General features: G+C 66.0%; 16 protein-coding genes. All 16 read right to left on the bottom strand.

Annotated elements, in window-relative coordinates; translation table 11 throughout:
* Positions 1-42: 42 nt before the first annotated feature.
* The 16 genes from ACIQUS_RS10050 to ACIQUS_RS09975 all read right to left on the bottom strand — a co-directional run bounded on the left by ACIQUS_RS10050 (position 43) and on the right by ACIQUS_RS09975 (position 19781).
* Positions 43-636: a glutathione S-transferase gene (locus tag ACIQUS_RS10050; RefSeq protein WP_403046232.1), complete on the bottom strand. Its 594-nt coding sequence runs from the start codon at positions 634-636 to the stop codon at positions 43-45.
* Entirely contained in the window at positions 633-4280 is a 3648-nt protein-coding gene (locus tag ACIQUS_RS10045) for an AAA family ATPase (protein WP_403046229.1), read from the bottom strand. The genes ACIQUS_RS10050 and ACIQUS_RS10045 overlap by 4 nt, the downstream gene beginning before the upstream one ends.
* Positions 4277-5518, bottom strand: a complete 1242-nt coding sequence (locus ACIQUS_RS10040) for an exonuclease SbcCD subunit D C-terminal domain-containing protein (RefSeq protein WP_403046226.1) — start codon at positions 5516-5518, stop codon at positions 4277-4279. Before ACIQUS_RS10040 ends, ACIQUS_RS10045 begins: the two co-directional genes overlap by 4 nt.
* Positions 5519-5569: 51 nt before the next feature.
* Positions 5570-7198 (bottom strand): BatD family protein, encoded by a 1629-nt coding sequence (locus ACIQUS_RS10035; protein WP_403046223.1) that lies wholly within the window; start codon positions 7196-7198, stop codon positions 5570-5572.
* Positions 7195-8913, bottom strand: a complete 1719-nt coding sequence (locus ACIQUS_RS10030; RefSeq protein ID WP_403046221.1) for a VWA domain-containing protein — start codon at positions 8911-8913, stop codon at positions 7195-7197. The genes ACIQUS_RS10035 and ACIQUS_RS10030 overlap by 4 nt, the downstream gene beginning before the upstream one ends.
* Entirely contained in the window at positions 8910-9986 is a 1077-nt protein-coding gene (locus ACIQUS_RS10025) for a vWA domain-containing protein (protein WP_403046218.1), read from the bottom strand. The genes ACIQUS_RS10030 and ACIQUS_RS10025 overlap by 4 nt, the downstream gene beginning before the upstream one ends.
* On the bottom strand, positions 9979-10473 hold the full coding sequence (locus tag ACIQUS_RS10020; protein ID WP_403046215.1) for a DUF4381 domain-containing protein: 495 nt from the start codon (positions 10471-10473) through the stop codon (positions 9979-9981). Before ACIQUS_RS10020 ends, ACIQUS_RS10025 begins: the two co-directional genes overlap by 8 nt.
* Entirely contained in the window at positions 10470-11414 is a 945-nt protein-coding gene (locus ACIQUS_RS10015) for a DUF58 domain-containing protein (protein WP_403046213.1), read from the bottom strand. Before ACIQUS_RS10015 ends, ACIQUS_RS10020 begins: the two co-directional genes overlap by 4 nt.
* 4 nt (positions 11415-11418) lie before the next feature.
* A complete protein-coding gene (locus ACIQUS_RS10010; protein WP_403046210.1) occupies positions 11419-12378 on the bottom strand; it encodes an AAA family ATPase in 960 nt (319 codons plus the stop codon).
* Positions 12379-12544: 166 nt separating this feature from the next.
* Entirely contained in the window at positions 12545-13477 is a 933-nt protein-coding gene (locus tag ACIQUS_RS10005) for a phosphatidate cytidylyltransferase (RefSeq protein ID WP_403046208.1), read from the bottom strand.
* 1 nt (position 13478) lies between these two features.
* Entirely contained in the window at positions 13479-14099 is a 621-nt protein-coding gene (locus tag ACIQUS_RS10000) for a lysophospholipid acyltransferase family protein (protein WP_403046206.1), read from the bottom strand.
* 8 nt (positions 14100-14107) lie between these two features.
* Positions 14108-14563, bottom strand: coding sequence for a hypothetical protein (locus tag ACIQUS_RS09995; RefSeq protein ID WP_403046204.1), 456 nt, complete (start codon positions 14561-14563; stop codon positions 14108-14110).
* Positions 14553-15899 carry a phosphatase PAP2/dual specificity phosphatase family protein gene (locus tag ACIQUS_RS09990; RefSeq protein ID WP_403046201.1) on the bottom strand — a complete coding sequence of 449 codons (1347 nt, stop codon included), beginning with the start codon at positions 15897-15899 and terminating at the stop codon, positions 14553-14555. The genes ACIQUS_RS09995 and ACIQUS_RS09990 overlap by 11 nt, the downstream gene beginning before the upstream one ends.
* A complete protein-coding gene (locus tag ACIQUS_RS09985) occupies positions 15899-17656 on the bottom strand; it encodes a bifunctional alpha/beta hydrolase/class I SAM-dependent methyltransferase (RefSeq protein ID WP_403046198.1) in 1758 nt (585 codons plus the stop codon). Before ACIQUS_RS09985 ends, ACIQUS_RS09990 begins: the two co-directional genes overlap by 1 nt.
* Positions 17657-17666: 10 nt before the next feature.
* Complete coding sequence (locus tag ACIQUS_RS09980; protein ID WP_403046196.1) at positions 17667-18290, bottom strand: CDP-alcohol phosphatidyltransferase family protein; 624 nt, start codon at positions 18288-18290, stop codon at positions 17667-17669.
* 162 nt (positions 18291-18452) lie between these two features.
* Positions 18453-19781 carry an MFS transporter gene (locus ACIQUS_RS09975; RefSeq protein WP_285862418.1) on the bottom strand — a complete coding sequence of 443 codons (1329 nt, stop codon included), beginning with the start codon at positions 19779-19781 and terminating at the stop codon, positions 18453-18455.
* Positions 19782-19810 lie beyond the last annotated feature (29 nt).

Here is a 19810-nt window from a genome sequence, read left to right as displayed (position 1 = left end):
CACAAAGACAGTTGCTCCTGCAGCTCCCACAGTTTTTATCCATCAGCGTGCCATGATCGCCTTGAACAGCGCCGACTCCAGCCAGCCCTGCAGCCAGTTGCGCAGCCGCGGATAGGGCGCCTCGGCGAACCATTGCGGTTCGACCCCGGCGAACTGGCGCATCAACGGCAGCAAGGCCGCATCGGCCAGGCTCGGATGATCGGCGAGCAGGTAGGTATGCTGCGTCAGTAGCGCCTCCAGCTCCGCCAGCCAGGGTTCTGCCTGCTGGCGGTAGGCTTGGCGTGAATACTCCGGATAACGTTCGGCGTACTTGTACAGGTTGACCTGGGCCTTGAAGTCGCGGTCATTGCGCGCGATCAGGGCGTCGGCCGCCTGCGCCGCCACTGGGGCGGCATGCAGCAACCAGTCTTGCGGGTCATGCCGGGCCAGGGCCCAGCGCATGATGTCCAGGCTTTCATCGAGCACGGTGTCACCGGCACTCAACACCGGCACCGTGCCCTTGGGCGAGAGCGCCAGCAGTTCAGCCGGCTTGGCCTTGAGGCTGACTTCCAGGATCTCGACGGGGCACTCGGCATAGCGCAGGGCAAGGCGCGCGCGCATGGCCCAGGGGCAACGACGAAACGAGTAGAGAATCATCCACTGACCTCCACGCTGCTCAAGCCGTTACCCTGGCGACGCACCTGGATCTGTACCGGAATGCGTTCGTGCATTTCCTGCACATGGGAAATCACCGCCACCTTGCGGCCCTGGGCCTGCAGGCCATCCAGGGCATCCATGGCCAGTTGCAGCGATTCCGGATCGAGGCTGCCGAAGCCTTCGTCAATGAACAGCGACTCGATGCGCAGGGTGCTCGAAGCCATGGACGCCAGGCCCAGGGCCAGGGCCAGGGACACCAGGAAGGTCTCGCCTCCGGACAGCGAATGCACTGAACGCAGCTCATCGCCCATCTCGGTGTCCAGCACCAGCAGGCCGAGCAGGCTGCCGCCGCGCTTGAGGCGATAGCGGCGGGCCAGTTGGCGCAACTGGGCGTTGGCGTGGTGCACCAGCAGGTCGAGGTTGTAGCCCTGGGCGATCTTGCGGAAGGTGTCGCCGGTGGCCGAACCGATCAGGGCATTGAGCCGGGCCCAGCGCTGCCATTCGCTGTAGGCCTGGGCAATCCGTTCGGCCAGGGCCTGGTTGGCCTGCTGGCGGCGCTGGTCATCGGCCTGCTCGGCACGCAGTTCGGCGCACTGCTGCTCGCAGGTGGCGAGTTGACCTTGCAGGGTCTCAAGCGCCTGTTCCAGAGCGTCGGCAGGCAATTCGAGGGAGGCCAGGGCCTGGTGCTGGTCCAGGCGTTGCTGGCGCTCGGTGAGCAGGACCTGTGCTTGCTCCAGGGCTTTTTCGCTGTCCAGCAGGCGTTGGCGCAGCTGGGCGACGGCGTTGTCGTCCAGGGCCAGCAATTGTTCAAGGCCGCTGTCATCCAGCTCAGGGTGACCCTGGCGCCACTGTTCGATCTGTGTGCGAACTTCGCCGTGTTCCTGTTCAAGCGCGCTCAAACGCTCGTCCCTGGCCTTGAGGTCGGTTGCCAGTTCGATCAGTTGTGCCTGGGTGTCCTGCAACTGCCGGGCAGCCTGGGTCTCTTGCTGGCGGGCCTGTTCCACGGCCTGCTCCAGGTGCTGCTGCCACTGCTCGGCACTGGCGTGCTCGCCGATCAGGCCGGTAAGACTGGCCTGGCTGCCCTGGTGCTGGTGCTCAAGTTCGGCGTATTGCTGTTGCAGTTCCTGCTGCTTTTGCCCTCGGGCCTGTTGCTGTAGCTGGACCTTGTCCAGGGTCTGCTGGCGCTCAGTGTGTTCGAGCTGTTCGTCCTTGTGCCGTTGCAGCAGGTCCATGCGCTGGCTCAGTTTCTGGTCCAGGCGCATGAAGGTGGCGGCCGGTTCGCGCCGCAGGTCGTCGAGCAGGTCGGCCGGCAGCAGGCTGGCGAAGCTTGCCAGGTCCTGTTCCAGACGCTCTTCGTCGCTGGCCAGGGCTTGTTGTTGCTGGCTCAGGTGCTGGTTGGCCTGCTGGCTGGCGTCGATCGCGGCCTGCAGTTGCTGTTGCAGGCGCGCGGCGTCTTTTTGCAGGGTCAGCAGGGCATTCTGGCGTTGTTCGTCGCGGCTGATGTCGTCGCTCAGTCGTCGTGCCTGAAGGTCGAGCCAGCCGGCTTGCTGGCTGCTGTCCTGGCCGGCCAGTGACGGATAGAGCGGATGGGCTTGCAGGCTTGGGGCAAGGCCCTGCAGTTGCTCGCCCAATTGCTCCTGCTGGTGCAGGTACTCCTTGATCTGGCCGTTGACGCCACCCAGTTGCGTGCGCAGTTCGTCGAGCTGTTTCTTCAGCCCGTCGACCTGCTCCTGGGCATTGCGCTCTTCGTCCTGGTCATGACGCCCCAGGCTCTGCAGCAAGGCTTCGGGCTGGTGATAGGGATGATCCTGGCTGCCGCACACAGGGCACGGCTGGTCGTCCTGCAACTGTGCGCGCAATTCTTCGACGCTCTGGCTGCGGGCCAGGCGCTGGCGTTCGAGCAGTTGCCGGGTGAGGTTCAGCGCTTGTTCGGCAGCGGCCAGCTGATTTTTGCCACTGAGGCCTTCGCTGATCAGTTGTTCGCGCTGCTTGAGCGCATCCTGCTGGCGTTCGCGCAGGGCGGCGAGGCGTTGCGCCAGGTCCTGTTGCTGGTGCCAAAGGCGACTGAGTTCTTCCACCTGGCGTTGTTGCTGGCGGTTTTTGTGCAGCAGCTCGCCGAGCAGGCCGATCTGTTCGGCCAGGGCGTCGGGCTCGGCCTGGGCTTCGTGGTAGAGCAGGGCGATGGCGGCGCGTTGTTCGTCCAGGGCGGCGCTTGCCTGGTGGGCACGCGCCTGCAACCCCGGCAGTTCTGCACGGCCCTGATTGAGGCGATTGCCCAGCTGCATCAGCTGTTGCAGGCGATCGCGGTAGGCGTTCCAGGCATCGCCGAGGCTGGCCAGGGTTGCACTCTGGGCGAGCTGCTCACTGATCTGGACCAGGCGTTCTTCGGTGAGGCGCTGTTGTTCGGTGAGGCTCGCCAGCTGCTGCTGGCCTTCGCTGCAGGCCTCATCGGCCTGTTGCTTGAGTGACGCGCAGCTGGCCAGTTCCTGGGACAGGCGCGCCAGGCTGTTCTGCTCGGCGAAGGCCTGGCGCAGCAGTGGCGCGCTTTCGCTCTGGCGGCTCAGGGCCTCGGCCAGGGCTTGCTGGGCATGTTGTTGTGCGGTCTGCAGCTGCTGTTGCCGCGCTTGCAGTGCTTCATGCTGCTGGCGCTGGGCCTGGATGCTGGCGGCCAGCGGTGTGAGCTGGCTGTTCAAGGCCTGCTGGCGGGCGAACTGGTGCCGTTGCGGCGCCAGTTGTTCCAGGCGCACCAGGTTCAGGCGTTCGCCCTGCAAGCTGTCGCTGTGCTGCCGGGCGCTGTGCAATTGGTCATTGCTGAGGCGAACCTGCTCCTGCAGTTGTTGCAGCTCCGTCAGCCAGGCGCGTTGCAGTTCGAGCTGGCGCAATTGCGCCTGCTCACCCTTGAGTCGTTCCTGGGCCTGGTTGTAGCGCTGGTCGAGGTCGGCACGGGCCTCCTCGGACAACGGCATGACCCCGGCGGCCTGGTCCTGCAGGGCCTTGTGCGCCTCTTCGGCTTCCTTGCTCTTGCTGTAGGCGCGGCGCCCCAACTGGCTGTAGATCGCCGTATTGGTGAGCTTTTCCAGCAGTTCGCTGCGGTCCTTGTCGTCGGCCTTGAGAAAGGCGCTGAACTCGCTCTGGGCCAGCAGCACGGCGCGGGTGAATTGCTCGAAGTTCAGGCCCAGGCGCGCTTCGATCAGTTGCTTGTATTCGCCCTTGCTCTGGTTGCTCAGCAGTTGATCGCTGTCCAGGTCATGCAGGCTCTGGCGGCTGCCCTGCAGCTTGCCGTTGGCCTTGTCGCGGGCGCGGTTTGTTTCCCAGCGCGCCCGGTAGCGGCGACCATCGATGCCGACGAAGTCGACCTCGGCGAAGCCGCTGCCGGTGCCACGGCGCAACAGGGTGCGCGGGTCGCTGGTGAGGATGTCGCTGTCGACCTCCGGCAGTTTGGTTTCCCGGCCGATGTTGTTCAGCCGCGGTACCGTCCCGAACAGCGCCAGGCACAGGGCATCGAGCAGCGTACTTTTGCCCGCGCCGGTGGGGCCGGTGATGGCGAACAGGCCGGCGCTGGCCAGGGGCTCGGCGGTGAAGTCGATTTCGAACGGGCCGGCCAGGGATGCCAGGTTCTTCAGGCGGATGGCGAGAATCTTCATGGCTGTTCCTCTTCCTGCTGGACGTCCTGCAACAGCAGGGCGAAATCGGCCAGGGTCTGTTCGTCCACGGCACCGCCATAGGCCTGGGTCCAGGCGCGGCTGAACAGTTCGTGCGGGGTCATCTGGCCCAGTTCGACCAGGGCGCTGTCATCCAGCGCCTCATCGCTGCGGTTGCCGGCATATTCGGCGCCGATGCGCACCAGGCGCACGGCCTTGCCGTGCAGGGCGCTCTCCAGCTGCTGGCGCAGGTCCGGCTGCGGCTCATCCAGGCGTACCCGCACTTCCAGCCAGGGTTGGCGCTGCGGGTCTTCGAGCAGATCGACCACCGGCAGCTCGGCCAGTTGTTCAAGAATTTCGGCCAGCGGTGCCGGGCCCAGGCGCTGCAGGGCCACGGCACGGGGCACCAGGCGCGATTCGACGCTGGCAAGCTTGGCGCCGTCCAGTTCGATTTCGAGGATCTGGTGCGGGTAACCGATCTCCGAGAACGACAGCGGAATCGGCGAGCCACTGTAGCGGATACGTTCTTCGCGGTTGACCCGCTGCGGCTTGTGCAGGTGACCCAGGGCCACGTAGCTGATGTCCTTGCTGAACAGGCTGGCGGGCAGGGCCTCGGCGTTGCCGATGATCAGGCTGCGCTCGGAGTCTTGCGAGATCGAGCCGCCGGCCATGTGCGCGTGGCTGACGGCGATCAGCGCCTGGCCTGGCTTGCGCCGCTCGAGCGCGGCTTCGATCAGGCGTTCGTGCACTTGGCCGATACCGCGCAGGTAATCGTCGCCCAGGTGCGGGCCGGTCACTTCGGCAGGGCGCAGGAAAGGCAAGGCCAGGCACCAGGCGGCGACCTTGCCGCGGGCGTTGGTCAATGGGATCAACAGGCGCTCGCTGTCCAGCACGCCCTCGTCGAGCCATTGCACCCGACCCAGGGCATGGGTGCGCAGGCGCCGCATCAGGGGGGCCGGCAGCTCGATGCGCGAGCCGGAATCATGGTTGCCGGCAATCATCACGATATTCAGCTTGGGTTGCTGCTCGTGGGCCTGGACGATGAAGTCGTAGAGGCGCTCCTGGGCTTTGACCGGCGGGTTGACCGTGTCGAAGATGTCGCCGGCGATCAGCAGCGCGTCGGGCTGGCGCAGCTTGAGCTGGCCGAGCAGCCAGTCGAGGAAGCAGGCGTGTTCGAAGTCGCGTTCCTGGCCATGCAGGGTTTGTCCCAGGTGCCAGTCGGAGGTGTGAAACAGACGCATGAAGGGTTCCGCAGATTGCCGGCGCAACGCCCGTGGCGTCACGCCTGGAGGTTATTTGGGGTACAGCGGTGGCAGGCTGCCATTATCACTCGTGGTCGGCTGGATCTGTTCAGCCGCCGGGATGGTGCCGATGGCACGCCAGAGTTCATCACCCTGCCAATATTGCCCGGTTTCGCTGTAGAGGGCACCGTTGAGACCGTCCAGTGCATCGGACAGCGGCACGAAGCGGGCGGCCATGTCGGCCAGGGTTTCCGGTTGCTGGCGGGCCCAGGCGTCCAGGGCCTGGCGGGTGGCCTGTGGGTCATTGGCCTGGCACGCACGCTTGAGGTCGTCCAGCAGGGTACGCGGGCTCGGGCCGGCCTGCGCGGCGCGCAACACCGCCGGCTGCGAACGGGCGCGCCACCACAGGGCAAAGCCCAGCACGGTGGTCAGGGCCAGCACCAGGGTGCTCAGTTGCCAGGGCCACAGCGCACGGGTGTCGACGCCGAGCGGATCGCTGCTGACCGGCTTGTCGGCGCTCAGGGCCGGGTTGTCCTGGATCTGCAGGCTGCGCGCCGGCAGGCTGCTGTGCTCCAGGTGGTCTTCACGGGTGTTCCACCAGAAGACTTCCTGGGCAGGCAATTCGAGGCGGCCGCTGTGGGTCGGGACCAGGGCTTCACGTTCCTCGCGCACACCGAGCAGGCCGCGGTCATTGACCTGGTTGCGCAGTTGCGGCTGGTCCGGGTAGCGGCGCAGGCCCTTGACTTCGGTGGCCGGCAACGGCGGAAGCTGGGCGCTGGACAGCCCCTCGGTCTGGAGAATCACGGTGCGGGTCAGGGAGTCGCCGATCTGCACTTGCTGCTGGTCGGGATCGGGGCTCCAGTGTTCTTCCAGGGTCAGGTTGCTGGTCGGCAACCACGGCGCATTGGCCGGGTAGGCGGCAGGGATGGGGTTGACCGTCAGCACCAGCGGTGTGGAGCTGACCCGTACCTGTTTGCCCACCCGGGGCGCATTGAGCTCCTGCTCGGCGTCATTCTGGGCGGCGGTGGCGCTGAAGGTCAGGGCCGGGATGGTCAGGTCGCCGCTGTTCTGCGGATAGATCGCATAGCGCATTTCGATCACGCCATGGCGCACGCCATCGATCACTTTCTCGAAGGTCCGCGATTCGCCCAAAGGCTCGACCCTGGCGTTGTCGATCTGCAGTGGGCTCAGGCTGCTGTCGTCGTACAGCGGTACCGAATGGTAGATGCTCAGGGTCAGCACCGCCTGGGCCTGCACATAGACCTCGGGCTGGTCGAGGCTTGCGTCGACGAACACCGGGCCATGGTTCTCGCTGGCGGCCTGCTCGGCCAGGATCTGCAGGCTGATCGGCTCGCTGCGCAGCTCGCCCAGTTGCAGCGCCGGAATCTCCACGCTGCCGGTCTGGCGCGGCAGCAGGGTAATGATCCAGCGGGTGCCGGCGACCGACGGGTCGCCCAGGTTGTTCAGGCTGTTGACCTGACGCGTGCCTTGCACCTCGAAATCGGCCTGCAGCGGGCTCAGGTCCGGTTTGCCGAACTGGGTCAGGTCCTGGGTCTGCAGGGTCAGCTCCAGGGTTTCACCGGCATTCAGGCGGGTGCGGTCGACACTGGCGAGCAGCGCGGCGGCCTGTACCTGCAGGCAAAGCAGGAGGCTGAATACGAAGACGCAGAAGCGACTCATTGATGGGGTTCCTGATGTTGTTGCTGTTCATACCAGAATTTGCGCCGCAGCAGTTCCGACGGGTTGTCCGGAATCTGCCGCAGCCATTGTTCCAGCGCCTGGCGCTGTTCGGCATCCAGGGTGCTTTCAAGTGGGCGCTGGGGCGGGCGGGTGATCGATTCGTCCTCGTCATTGCCGGCCAGCTGCTGGGCCTGTTCACTGGCGCTGTTGTCGTCCTTGTCGCTGTCGCTGGTTGGCTGCGCGGGCTTTTCGTTGGCCTGTTGCTGGGCCTGCTCGGCGCTGCTGGCGCTGTCGGTCTGGGTGTCGGGACTGTCCTGTGGTTTGTCCTGGGCAGCCTGCTCGGCTTGCTGGGCCTGGCGCTGTTGCAGCAGCTGTTCGACCAGCGCTTTGTTGGTGAGTGCCGGTTGCAGTTCCGGCTGGCGCTCCAGGGCTTGCTCGTAGGCATCCAGCGCCGCCTCCAGCTCGCCGCTGCGGGCCAGGGCGTTACCGCGATTGTAGTGGTCGGCTGCGCTGTTGCCCTGGGCGAACAGGCGCGCGGCACCGTTGTAGTCACCGGCCTCGTACAGGGCGATGCCTTTCCACTGGCGGTCCTGGAAGCGCTGCGCGGCTTGGGCGGGAAGCTGTCGTTCGAGCAGGCGCTGGCCCTGTTGATCGGGACGCAGCCACAGGTCATCGAGCTCGAAGGCATGGCCTGGTTGCGGCAACACCAGCAACAGCGGCAGGCAGAACAGCCAGCCACGCCGGCCGGCGCAGGCGGCCAGCAGCAACAGCGGCAGCAGCAACCAGTAACCCTCGTCGGCCCAGCTGTCCAGTTGCACGGTCTGGCCATCGTCGCGCAGGCTTTTGGGCGAGTCGAACAGGCGCAGGCCGCGCAGGTCCAGGTCGTCGATGCGGGCATTGCGGTAGCGGCCACCGGTGCTGCCAACGAAACTCTTGAGACTGGCGCTGTCCAGACGCGGCAGGAGAATGCCGCCCTGGTCGTCCTTGAGGAATTCGCCATTGGCCTGCTTGACCGGCGCGCCCTCGGCGCTGCCGATGCCCAGCATCAGCAGGCTCGGCCCCTGGCGACCCAGGGCCTGCTTGATGCCGTCGCGTTCCTCGCGGCTCAAGGACGAGCCGACCAACAACAAGCGGCCCTGGCCGAGCCCGGCCTGGGCCAGCAGTGCCAGGCCCTTGCGCACCGCCAGGTCGGCGCGTTGGCCGGGCTGGGGCATGATCGACGGGGTCAGGGCTTCGAGCAGGTTGCGGCTGGTGGCCAGGTCGTCCGACAGCGGCACCAGGGTGTGGGCGCTGCCGGCATAGACGATGATCGCGGTCTGGCTGTCGCGGCGATGTTCGAGCAGGTCGAGGACTTTGCGTCGGGCCTGTTCCAGGCGGTTGGGCGCGGCGTCCTCGGCGAGCATCTGCGGGGTGAGTTCGAGCAGGATCACCAGCGGGTCGGCCGGGCGTTGGCGGGTTTCTTCCAGGCGCTGCCAACTGGGCCCGAGCAGGGCCAGCACGGTGAGCAGCCAGGCCAGGCCCAGGGCGATCCACGGCAGTTTGCTGTCGCGACCACTGCCGCCGCCCAGCAGCACGGCGTGAAAGCTCGGTGGCAGGATCATCTGCCAGCGCCCGGCGCGTTTCTGCCGGTGCCAGAGTTTCCACAACAGCCAGGCCAACGGCGGCAGGACGATCAGCCAGACAAGGCGCAGCCATTGCGGCCAGAGGTCGATCATCGACGTCTCCTCAGGCGCAGGCGCTTGAGCCGCTCGCGCCACTCCGGATGGGGGCTGAGAAAGCGGGGCCGGCGCAGCAGGCGGCGCATCGGGTTGTCCGGCCATTGTTCCTGGATCACCAGCAGCACGCTCAACAGCAGCGCCAGGGCCAGGGGCCAGCTGTACAGGGCCTGGGCGGTGCGTGCCTGGGTCGGTTGCTGGGCCACCGGCTCCAGGCGGTCGAGGGCCTGGTCGATGGCGCGCAGTTCCTCGCCGTCACGGGCGCGGAAATAGGCGCCCCCGGTCTGTTCGGCGATCTCCTTGAGCGAGGCTTCGTCCAGGTCCAGGCTCGGGTTGAGCCCCAGCAGGCCGGCGGTGCCGCTTTGTTCCGGGTCGGCGCCGATGCCGATGGTGTAGATCCGGACATTTTCCTGGGCGGCCAGGCGTGCGGCCGTCAGCGGGTGGATCTGCCCGCCGTTGTTGGCGCCGTCGGTCACCAGCACCAGCACCCGGCTCTGGGACGGACGCTGGCGCAGGCGCTTGAGTGCCAGGCCGATGGCGTCGCCGATGGCGGTATTCTTGCCGGCGATGCCGATCTGCGCTTCATCGAGGTAGGTGCGCACGGTGCGCCGGTCAAAGGTCAGCGGCGCCTGCAGGTAGGCCTGGCTGCCGAATAGGATCAGGCCGACGCGGTCGCCCTGGCGAGCCTCGAGGAAATCACCGAGCAGGGCCTTGACCAGGCTCAGGCGGCTGACCTCTTCGTCCTGCCATTGCATGTCGGGGAAGTCCATGGAACCGGAGACATCCACCGCCACCAGCAGGTCACGGCCGCTGGCGGCCACCGGCAGCGGCTCGCCCAGCCATTGCGGGCGGGCGGCGGCGAACAGCAGCAACAGCCAGACCAGCGCGAAGGGCGCCTGCTGGCGCCAGGTCGGCAGGTTCAGGCGCGCCCGGCGCCCGGCCAGGCCTTCGAGTTCGTCGAGGAAGCTGACCTTGAGCACCGGCTCGCCACTGTCGGCGGCCGGCAGCAGCAGGCGCGCCAGCCAGGGCAGCGGCAACAGGACGAAGACCCAGGGCCAGGCCAGTTCAAACATGTTTGCGGATCCAGGTTTCGACCGCCTGGTTGAGCCCGGCGATGGCCTTGTCGTCGAGCTTGCACTCGGGCTTGTAGGCGCCTTCGACCAGGACCATCCAGCGGGTCAGGCCGGCGGCCGGGCAGCGGTTGTCGAGAAAGGCCAGCCACTGGCGACCGTTGAGGGTATGGCTGTGGCTGCCGGGGTAGTGGTTGCGGCACAGACGCTTGAGCAGGGCATTGATCTGCTGCAGCCAGGCGCCGGCCGGTTCGCCGTCGTAGGGTTTGTGCAAGCGTGCAAGTTCGGCCAGGGCCGCGAGGCGAACCGGGTCCAGGGGCAGTTCGGCACGCACGATCGGCTTTTTGCCCGGGCGCCAGCGCCGCACTCGCCACAGGCCCCAGCCGAGCAATGGCAACAAGGCCAGCAGCACCCACCAACCGGGCGCCAGCGGCCACCAGCCGATCGGCGGCGGGGTGATCAAGGGCTGCAATTGCTCCAGCGGGTTCACTGGGTTTTCCCCGGTCGTTGTGTGTTCAGGTATTCGCGCAGTTGTTCGATCATTTCGCTCTGGGTGCTCAAGGGCATCAGCACCACCCGCAGTTTTTGCGCCAGCAGCTCCCAGCGCTCGATGCGCGCATCGCTCTGTTGACGGTAGCTCTGGCGCAGGGTCGGGTCGAGGGTGTCGAGCTCCAGCTGTGCCCCGCGCTGGGCAAAACGCAGCAGGCCGGCGGCGGGCAGGGCGTGGTCGAGCGGGTCGGACAGCGGCAGCAGGAGCAGGTCGCAATGGCGCGACAGCAGGCTCAGTTGCTGCTCCACGCTCGGGCTCAGGGCGCGCTCGTCGCAGATGATGATGGCCAGGCTGCCCGGACGCAGCACTTCACGGGCCCGGCGCAGGGCCAGGCCCAGGCTGTCGGCCTGGGGCTGGGCCTCGGTGTGCAGCGACTGGTTGACCCGGGCCAGGCGGTTGAGCAACTGGAGCAGGCTCTGCTTGCTGCGTCGCGGCTTGATTTCGTAGTGCTCGTTGTCACCGAACACCAGGCCACCGATACGGTCGTTGTGGCCCAAGGCCGCCCAGCCGATCAGGGCGGCGGCCTGGGCGGCGAGCACCGATTTGAACATCAGCCCCGAGCCGAAGAACAGGCGCTGGCTCTGTTCGACGAGGATGTAGATCGGCCGCTCGCGTTCTTCGTGGAAGAGCTTGGTGTGGGGCTCCTGGGTGCGGGCGGTCACCCGCCAGTCGATGTTGCGCACATCGTCGCCGGCCTGGTAGACCCGCACCTGGTCGAAGTCCACGCCACGGCCGCGCAATTTCGAATGGTGCAGGCCGACCAGCGGGCTGCGCTGGCCGGGCCGGGAAAACAGCTGCACTTCGCGCACGCGGTGACGCATCTCGATCAGCTCGGCGAGGCTGATACGGATTCCGGGCGCGGCCAGCAAACGTTCGGGCATGGCGTCAGGCGACAGCGACGACGTCGAGGATGCGCTGGATCACCCGGTCCTGATCGATCCCGGCGGCCTCGGCTTCGAAGGACAGGATGATGCGGTGGCGCAGGACATCGAAAAGTACCGCCTGGATGTCTTCAGGGCTGACGAAGTCGCGCCCGGCCAGCCAGGCATGGGCCCGGGCACAACGGTCCAGGGCAATGGAACCACGGGGGCTGGCGCCGTAGGCGATCCAGTCGGCCAGTTCCGGGTCGAACTTGGCCGAGGTGCGCGTGGCCATGACCAGCTGCACCAGGTATTCCTCCACGGCGTCGGCCATGTACAGGCCGAGGATCTCCTTGCGCGCGGCGAAGATCGCCTGCTGGCTGACCCGGCGCTCGGGCTTGGCCTCGCCATTGAGCGCCTCGCCGCGGGCCTGCTGGAGAATGCGGCGCTCCACCGAGGCATCCGGGAAACCGATTTTCACGTGCATGAGGAAGCGGTCGAGCTGGGCTTCGGGTAGCGGGTAGGTGCCTTCCTGCTCGATCGGGTTCTGCGTGGCCATCACCAGAAACAGCGGCGACAGCTCATAGGTGCTGCGTCCGACACTGACCTGGCGCTCGGCCATGGCTTCGAGCAGGGCCGACTGGACCTTGGCCGGCGCCCGGTTGATTTCGTCGGCCAGCACCAGGTTGTGGAAGATCGGCCCCTGCTGGAACACGAAGCTGCCGGTTTCCGGGCGATAGATCTCGGTGCCGGTGATGTCGGCCGGGAGCAGGTCGGGGGTGAACTGGATACGATGGAACTGCGCCTCGACACCTTCGGCCAGTTCCTTGATGGCCTTGGTCTTGGCCAGCCCTGGCGCGCCTTCGACCAGCATGTGGCCGTCGGCCAGCAGCACGATGAGCAGGCGCTCGACGAGTTTTTCCTGGCCAAGGATCTGGGTTGAAAGAAAGGTGCGCAGCGCGATCAGCGCCTCACGGTGTTCCATCGTTGACTGTTCCTGGAATAACGCCCGGGCGATCTGCGTGAGGGTGCCGGGGCAGGGGCTGATACTTTAATGCATCCGGGCCTCCCGCTACTAATGGCGGTGGGTAATTTTGTGTAGTTCCAAGCCGCCTCGCGGGTGTAGGAGCGGGCTTGCTCCGCGAGCGATCTCACGTCCACCAGTAACGCACCAGGTGAAAGAAGATCGGCGCGGCGAAGCACACCGAGTCAAGCCGGTCGAGCATGCCGCCGTGTCCTTCGATCATGTGCCCCCAGTCTTTCACCCCGCGGTCGCGCTTGATCGCCGACATGACGATGCCGCCGGCAAAACCCAGCAGGTTGATCAGCAGGGCGATCACAAACGACTGCCAGAGGTTGAACGGGGTGATCCACCACAAGGCGGCGCCGATCAGCGAGGCCAGCAACAGGCCGCCGACAAAGCCTTCGACGGTTTTGGACGGCGACAGGTTGGGGGCGATCTTGTTTTTGCCCAATAACTTGCCGCACACGTACTGCAGCACATCGGACAGCTGCACGACGATCACCAGGTAGGCGATCAGCAGCAGGTTGCGGTTTTCGTAGCCGGCGATGTCCAGGGTCAGCAGCGCCGGTACGAACGACACGCAGTACACCGCGATCATCAGCCCCCACTGGACCTTGGAGGCGCGTTCGAGAAAGTGTGCGCTGTCACCGCCCAGTGAGGCGAGGATGGGCAGCAGCAAAAATACATAGACCGGAATGAAGATCGAGAACAGGCCGTACCAGTCGGCGTAGATCAGCAGGTATTGCAGGGGCAGGGCCAGGTAGAACGCCGCTGCCAGTGCCGGATAGTCGCTGCGCCGGGTCGGAATCAGGCTGAGGAACTCGCGCAGGGCGTAGAACGAGACGGCATAGAACAGCAGGATCACCGCGCCGTTGCCCAGCCAGAAGGCAATGCCGATGACCAACACCATCACCCACCAGGCGTTGATGCGGGCGTTGAGGTTGTCGATCACGGCATTCGGCGAGCCGGCACAGCGCCGTTTCAACACAAAGCCGATGACCGAAGCCAGCACCAGGATCGCGCCGATCCCGGCAAACAGCATCAGGGTCTGCTGGTCCATGTCAATTGTGCTCCGGGGCCAGGGCCAGCAGGGCGGCGCGGCTGCGCTCCAGGAATTGCGCCTTGCTCTCATCGTCCTGCAGGCAAAGGGCTGCGCCGAAACTGGTGGTGCACAGCAGCGGCAGCGGTAGCACCCGGCCCTTGGGCATCACCCGGTTGAGGTTGGCGATCCACACCGGGATCAGTTGCACGTGGGGATGGGCCTTTGCCAGGTGGTAGAGCCCGCTTTTGAACGGTTGTAGGCCGTCTTCCTGGTTGCGCGTACCTTCGGGGAAGAGGATCAGGGAGTCGCCGCTTTCCAGGGCCTGGAGCATGGGTTGCAAGGGGTTGGCCTGGGGATCGTGGCGCTCGCGATCGATCAGCACGCCATTGAATACCTGGTTGATGACGTAGCGGCGGATCGCGCCGGTTTGCCAGTAGTCGGCGCCGGCCACCGGGCGCGTGGTCTTGCGCAGCGGCGGTGGCAACGAGGCCCAGAGCAGGACGAAATCACCATGGCTGGTGTGGTTGGCGAAGTAGATGCGCTGCACCGGCTCCGGGCCGCAGCCAAGCCACAAGCTGCGGGCGCCGGTGAGGGTACGTGCTGCCGAGGTGATGAGGTGTGCGACCAAGGGTTCGAGCATATGCGTCCTTATCCGGCTATGGCCCACCAGGGGCTCGTCAGCAGGTATCCCAGGGTCAAGAGTAGCTGCGCCGCCAGCAGCAGGGCCTGGCGGCGCAGCAGATTCAATGCGCCGCGGCTGCGATCACGCCAGGGGCGTTGCGCGCCGGTGGAGGGTTGCAGGCCCAGTGATGCCAGGGCGTTGTCCAGCGCGCGGGTGGAATCGTCCAGGGGCAACGGGCTGTCCGCGATCCGCTGGAACAGGTCGGCATCGAAAGCCACCCGCAGCGCCCAGTATTTTTGTCCAAGGCCGAGCAGGAGCAGTGCGCAGGCTACGGCCAGTGCCCAGGGATTGAATGCCCCCAGCCAGCCTGGGACGAGCCCCTGCAATACCCCGAGCAGGGTCAGCCCTGTGGACAACTGGTCCAGGCTGCGCCCGCGACGCAACAGGCTGGCTACGCAATGCAGTTCCATGTCAGTGCGCATGGGCCATCCCCGGGTTGCCCGCCAATGGCTCAAGGGCCAGGCGGTGCGCGGTATGCAGGACAATCCCCGGGCGCGCTTTGCGGATGATCGCGATGGCGGCATCGACGCTGCTGGCGCGGCCGCTGTGCAGCAGCCAGGCGGCCACCGCCGTGGCACTGCGCGAATAGCCCAGGGCGCAGCAGACCAGCAAGGGCCCCTGATGACGCAGGTTTTCCACCGCCTGGGCCAGCGCCAGGCATTGATCGGTGGTCGGGGCGATCAGGTCGAGCACCGGCACGCTGCGGTAGGTGACCCGGCAGGCGGGGAATGGCAGCTCGGCGCACAGGTCCAGCACGGTGGCGAAGGGCGCGTGGGTCAGCTGCGTGGCGTTTGGAATACGTCCCAGCCAGACATTCTCGACAACCTCGTCAGGCTGCGGATGCTGGCGGGTCCACAGGCGCGAGTTGATCCAGGCTGCCAGCAGATAGGGCGCCAGCAACCAGCGCACAGCACTGCTCAACCGGCCATCGGCGCCTTTCTGGAACCCGGCGGCATCGAACAGCGCATAGTTCAAGGCCACCAGCAGCAAGGATACTGCCGGCCAGGTCAGCCACAGCCAGCCGCCCTTCAGGACGAAGGCTGCAAGGGTGAACAGGCTGGCGCCGAGTGCGTAGTAGCCTGCCAGGCGCCAGCGTTTGCGGTCCCTGGCCGCGCGCAGCTGTTGCAGCATGCCGGGGCCCTCCAGCGGCCACAGCCAGACGCACAGCCAACCGGCCAGGGCGCCTGTGGGGACATCGATGAAATGATGCTGGTAAGTGGTCAGTACGGAAATGCCGATCACAGCGAACCAGCCATGCACCAGCCAGCGCCAGAGTCCCTGGCTGTGTTGCGCATAGCACACCCAGAGGATCACCAGCAGGGCGATGTGCAGCGACGGCGCCTGGTTGAAGGGTTTATCGAAACCGGCGAGCACGGCGAACAACCAGCCGAACAGGCCATCGAGTTCCGGTCGCTCGAAGGTGAAGCGCAGCGGCCAGAGCAGGAAGCAACTGACGGCAATCACCTGCGCGCTGAGCAAGCGCAGGGCATGGCGCTTGAGGGCTTCGCGGCTGCGCGGCAGCAGCAGGGAGAGGCCATACAGCAGGTCGATGGACCAGTAGGGGACGATGGTCCAGGGCCAGAATGGCATGTGCGCTTCCCAACCGAATACCACGGCGCCGACGTCATCGCGTTGCGTGGTGACCCAGGTGGCGAAGCCGTAGGTGCCGAAGAACAGCGGTGCCAGCAGCAACAGCCAGAGCACCGCGGGTTTGAGCAGCCCGGGTTCGCGGGTGGAGGCGATGGCCGCGGTGCTCATCATTGCACCCGTTGCGCAACCGACACGCTGAAGATCCCCCATTCATCCACCCGTTGGGTGACCTTGCGAAAGCCGGCCGCCTGTACCAGTTGATCCATCTCGGCCTGGCTGCGCCGGCGCATGACCCAGGCCTGGCCGTCACGGTGGCTGGTGAGGGCGCGGGCGATCAGCTCCAGTTGCGGGTGCCAGGGTTGTCCGGTGTAGATCAGGTAACCGCCCGGTTCCACGGCGTCGGCCAGCCCTGCGAGGGAGCCGGCGACCCTTTCATTGTCGGCGAACAGTTCATACAGGCCGGACACCACTGCCAGGGTTGGCCTGGGCGTCAAGGTCGCCAGGCTCTGGCGATCGAAGGCGTCGCCTTTGACGAAACGGGCGATACCGTCCAGCCCCTTGTCGTTGATCAGGGCACTGCCATCGCGCACGTTGATGTCGCTGTAGTCGCGCAGCAGGATCGATTCCGGCAGCGGCGTCACGCCCTGCATGGCTTCGAGGATGTAGCGGCCATGGCCGGCAGCGATATCGACGATACGGACTTCGCGCTGTTGCTCGCGCAGCCAGCCCATGGCCAGGCGCAGCAGCTCCTCAAGATGCACCTTGCGTTGGCGGATGCCACGCCAGCCGATGGAGTCGAGGTAGTTGCGGTCGATCATCCGGCCGACCGGCGACAACCCGGTCGCCTGGTTGCGGTACACGTAATCCAGGGTGCTGCCCGAGTCGAAGCCGGTGGCAAAGCCCAGCTTGACCCCCGCCGACAACCTGCTGCCCAGTCCCAGGCTCGCCCGGGTCATTCGCCAGTACAGGTCGCGAAGGGAGTTACGTGGCAGCGACCTGGCCAGGGTTTCGGCCTCGGCGCAGGTGGCGCCCAGGCGGTCGGCCTCCAGCAGGGAGGGACGATTCAGGGGCCGGGCAAAGTTCTGCAGGATGAAGCGGCGCATGCTGGCAACCGCCGGTGCGCGATGTTGTTCCCCCAGGGTGTCGTGGAAGAAACCCGGCAGGATGTGCTTTTCCTTGTCCACGCTGCCCAGACGCTCGAAAAACTGCTCCTGGGGCTTGCGGTGCACCACGAAGTCGGCGCCGGAGATCAGCAGCTGGGTGGGCACCTGGATGGCCTGGGCATCGGCGACCACACGCTCGGCGGCTTCATAGAGCCCCAGCAGCACGGTGACCGAGATGCTCTTGGTGATCAGCGGATCCTGGTCATAGGACGCCACCCGCTGCGGGTCATGGCTGAGGAAGCGTGCCTTGACGTAGCTGTTGACGAAAAAGTTGCCGCGCACCTTGCGCATCAGGGCAAGGCCCGGCCGGGCGAACGGCACGTAGAGTTTGACCTTGAAGGCCGGGGAGGCGAGCACCAGCGAGCGGATGCGCGGGGCGTAATCATGGACCCAGGTGGCAACGACCACCGCGCCCACGCTCTGTGCCACCACGGCAATGTTCTCTTCGTCGATGCCGTGGGTGCTAGCCAGGTGGTCGCAGAACGTCTGCACGTCGCGGGCGCTGGTGGCGAAGCTCGGGCTGTCGCCGCGCGCGCCCGGTGACTGGCCATGGCCGCGTGCGTCCCAGGCGAAGAAGTCGACCCCGGCCAGGTCCAGCTCATCCACCAGGTGGGCGATGCGCCCGGAGTGTTCGTGGCCACGGTGAAACAGCAGCACGGCCTTGCGTGGCTCACCGGGCGTGGCGTCGGTCGCGGGCCAGTGGCGGTAGAACAGTTCTACGCCGTCATGGGTGGTGAAGGTTCGGTCCTGAGCGTGGCGCATTGCAACTTCCCTATGCTGATGGAGCGTTTTGCGTGGCTTCTCTCAATCCATGGCGCACCCGGTTGACCAGGGTGTACACCAGCAATACGGCAAGCGCCGCGAATACGCCGTTGATCCAGGCGGGGCCGAGCCAGCCCGGGGCGATGGCGAGGGCCAGGGCACCGAGCACGAAGGCGCGATCACTCTTGCCCATCGGCCCGTCGTAGCGCCGCGAGGCACCGATCATCGGCCCCATGACGCCGGTGTATTCGCTGAACACCGCCAGCAGCGCGACCAGCACCACGGCGAACAGGCTGGCGCCGGGAATGAGGGCAAACGGCAGGATCAGGGCGCTGTCGGCAACGATGTCGCAAAGCTCATTGAGGTAGGCGCCCAGGTGCGATTGCTGGCCGAATTCCCGGGCGAGCATGCCGTCGATGGCGTTGAGGGCCATGCGCAGGATCATCCACAAGGGGATCAGGGCGAACAGCCATGTGTGCTCGGCGAACAAGGCAATGACGCCGCCGAGCAGTACCGAACAGGCACCGGCCAGCAGGGTGACCTGGTTGGCCGTGATGCCTCGGTCGTACAGGCGCCTGACCAAGGGGCGCAAGAGGTTCTGAAAGGCGGGCTTGAGTTGGTAGATGGACACCATCGGCGCAGGTCTCGCTCCAGGGTGAAGCCGGAAATGCGTCGATACGCCAGCCACACGTTGCTGTGTTGTTCACAGCAACTGTAGTGGAAATCTGCCCGGGTATGCGGGCAGGAAGGTCGGTAATCCGCGTAGGCTGAAGCTACGCGGATGGAGGGAGATTTTTCAGTTCTTGAAGCTGGAATGCTTGCGCCCCTGATCGCACAGGGCAAACACCACCACCAGCACCGCCGAGACCGCGAGAATGATCGCCACGCCATCGGTGGAGTGGGTCGCAGAGCTTGCCACCAGGGCCAGGCCACCCAGCGGCGCCAGGCCGCCGGCCACCGCGGTGCCGATTTCGCGACCGGTGCCAAAGCCCGAGGAGCGGGTCTGGGTCGGGAACTGGCGACTGAGGAACGAGCCTTGGGGCGCGAACATCATCGGCGCGAGGATGCCGGTGCCGATGCCGATGGCCAGGTAAATCATCATCGGCTCGCCGGTGTTGAGCAATGTCAGGAACGGGAAGGCGAACAGTACCGAGAACAGGCCACCGAGCATCAGCACGGTCTTGCTGCTCCACTTGTCGCACAGCCAGCCGAAGAACGGCACGGTGAAGATCGCCACCAGGCTGGCAATGGTCACCGACAACGAGGTGACGTGGGCTTCGACGCCCTTGTACTGGGTCAGGTAGGCCAGCGAGAAGGTCTTGAAGATGTAGCTCAGGGCGTTGTAGCCGATGGCCACGAAGAACACCACGGCCAGGCCCTTGAGGTCGTTCTTGAACAGCAGCTTGAGCGGCGAGACCTGGGCCTTGGCCGGGGTCTTGTCGAGTTCCTTGAAATCCGGGGTCTCGGGAATGCTCTTGCGCACCCACAGGCCGACGCCGACCAGCACGATGCTGCAGATGAACGGGATGCGCCAGCCGCCGGCCAGGAGGAACTCGTTGCCGTTCATGGTCAGCAGGTAGACGGTCAGCGACGACAGCAGCAGGCCCAGGTTCAGGCCCAGCGCCGGCCAGGCGCCCTGGCTGCCGCGCTTGCCTTCGCTGGCGTGCTCGTAGGAGGTGACCGCCGCGCCGGACAGCTCGGCACCCGCGCCCAGGCCCTGGATGATGCGCACCAGCACCAGGATGATCGGTGCCCAGATGCCGATCGAGGCGTAGCTGGGGATCAAACCGATCAGGGTAGTGCACACGCCCATCATGCAGAAGGTGATGACCAGCACCTGCTTGCGCCCGAAGCGGTCGCCCAGGTAACCGAACAACACGCCGCCGAACGGCCGGGCAATGAAGCCGATGGCAAAGGTCGAGAAGGCCAGCAGCGAGGCCACGGCCGGGTTGCTGGCATCGAAGAAGATCTTCGAGAAGACGATCGCCGCCATGGTGGCGTACAGGTAGAAGTCATACCACTCCAGCATCGAGCCGAAGATGGTGGCAGCCGCCACCTTGCGCAGGCGTTTCTTTTTCTGTTCCGGGGTTTCTGTCGCGGCCGCGGCCGCCTCATGTACCGACATCGGAGGTTTCCTTGTTGTCTTTGTAGTTA

The organism is Pseudomonas sp. NPDC090755, from assembly GCF_044769005.1.
Taxonomy (GTDB): Bacteria; Pseudomonadota; Gammaproteobacteria; order Pseudomonadales; family Pseudomonadaceae; genus Aquipseudomonas.
This window is presented reverse-complemented; position numbering and strand designations above follow the sequence as displayed.

What these genes read in the sequence shown, in the direction of transcription:
- ACIQUS_RS10050 (WP_403046232.1), bottom strand. Translation starts at nt 636, where the DNA reads ATGATTCTCTACTCGTTTCGTCGTTGCCCCTGGGCCATGCGCGCGCGC.
- ACIQUS_RS10045 (WP_403046229.1), bottom strand. Translation starts at nt 4,280, where the DNA reads ATGAAGATTCTCGCCATCCGCCTGAAGAACCTGGCATCCCTGGCCGGC.
- ACIQUS_RS10040 (WP_403046226.1), bottom strand. Translation starts at nt 5,518, where the DNA reads ATGCGTCTGTTTCACACCTCCGACTGGCACCTGGGACAAACCCTGCAT.
- ACIQUS_RS10035 (WP_403046223.1), bottom strand. Translation starts at nt 7,198, where the DNA reads ATGAGTCGCTTCTGCGTCTTCGTATTCAGCCTCCTGCTTTGCCTGCAG.
- ACIQUS_RS10030 (WP_403046221.1), bottom strand. Translation starts at nt 8,913, where the DNA reads ATGATCGACCTCTGGCCGCAATGGCTGCGCCTTGTCTGGCTGATCGTC.
- ACIQUS_RS10025 (WP_403046218.1), bottom strand. Translation starts at nt 9,986, where the DNA reads ATGTTTGAACTGGCCTGGCCCTGGGTCTTCGTCCTGTTGCCGCTGCCC.
- ACIQUS_RS10015 (WP_403046213.1), bottom strand. Translation starts at nt 11,414, where the DNA reads ATGCCCGAACGTTTGCTGGCCGCGCCCGGAATCCGTATCAGCCTCGCC.
- ACIQUS_RS10010 (WP_403046210.1), bottom strand. Translation starts at nt 12,378, where the DNA reads ATGGAACACCGTGAGGCGCTGATCGCGCTGCGCACCTTTCTTTCAACC.
- ACIQUS_RS10005 (WP_403046208.1), bottom strand. Translation starts at nt 13,477, where the DNA reads ATGGACCAGCAGACCCTGATGCTGTTTGCCGGGATCGGCGCGATCCTG.
- ACIQUS_RS10000 (WP_403046206.1), bottom strand. Translation starts at nt 14,099, where the DNA reads ATGCTCGAACCCTTGGTCGCACACCTCATCACCTCGGCAGCACGTACC.
- ACIQUS_RS09995 (WP_403046204.1), bottom strand. Translation starts at nt 14,563, where the DNA reads ATGCGCACTGACATGGAACTGCATTGCGTAGCCAGCCTGTTGCGTCGC.
- ACIQUS_RS09990 (WP_403046201.1), bottom strand. Translation starts at nt 15,899, where the DNA reads ATGAGCACCGCGGCCATCGCCTCCACCCGCGAACCCGGGCTGCTCAAA.
- ACIQUS_RS09985 (WP_403046198.1), bottom strand. Translation starts at nt 17,656, where the DNA reads ATGCGCCACGCTCAGGACCGAACCTTCACCACCCATGACGGCGTAGAA.
- ACIQUS_RS09980 (WP_403046196.1), bottom strand. Translation starts at nt 18,290, where the DNA reads ATGGTGTCCATCTACCAACTCAAGCCCGCCTTTCAGAACCTCTTGCGC.
- ACIQUS_RS09975 (WP_285862418.1), bottom strand. Translation starts at nt 19,781, where the DNA reads ATGTCGGTACATGAGGCGGCCGCGGCCGCGACAGAAACCCCGGAACAG.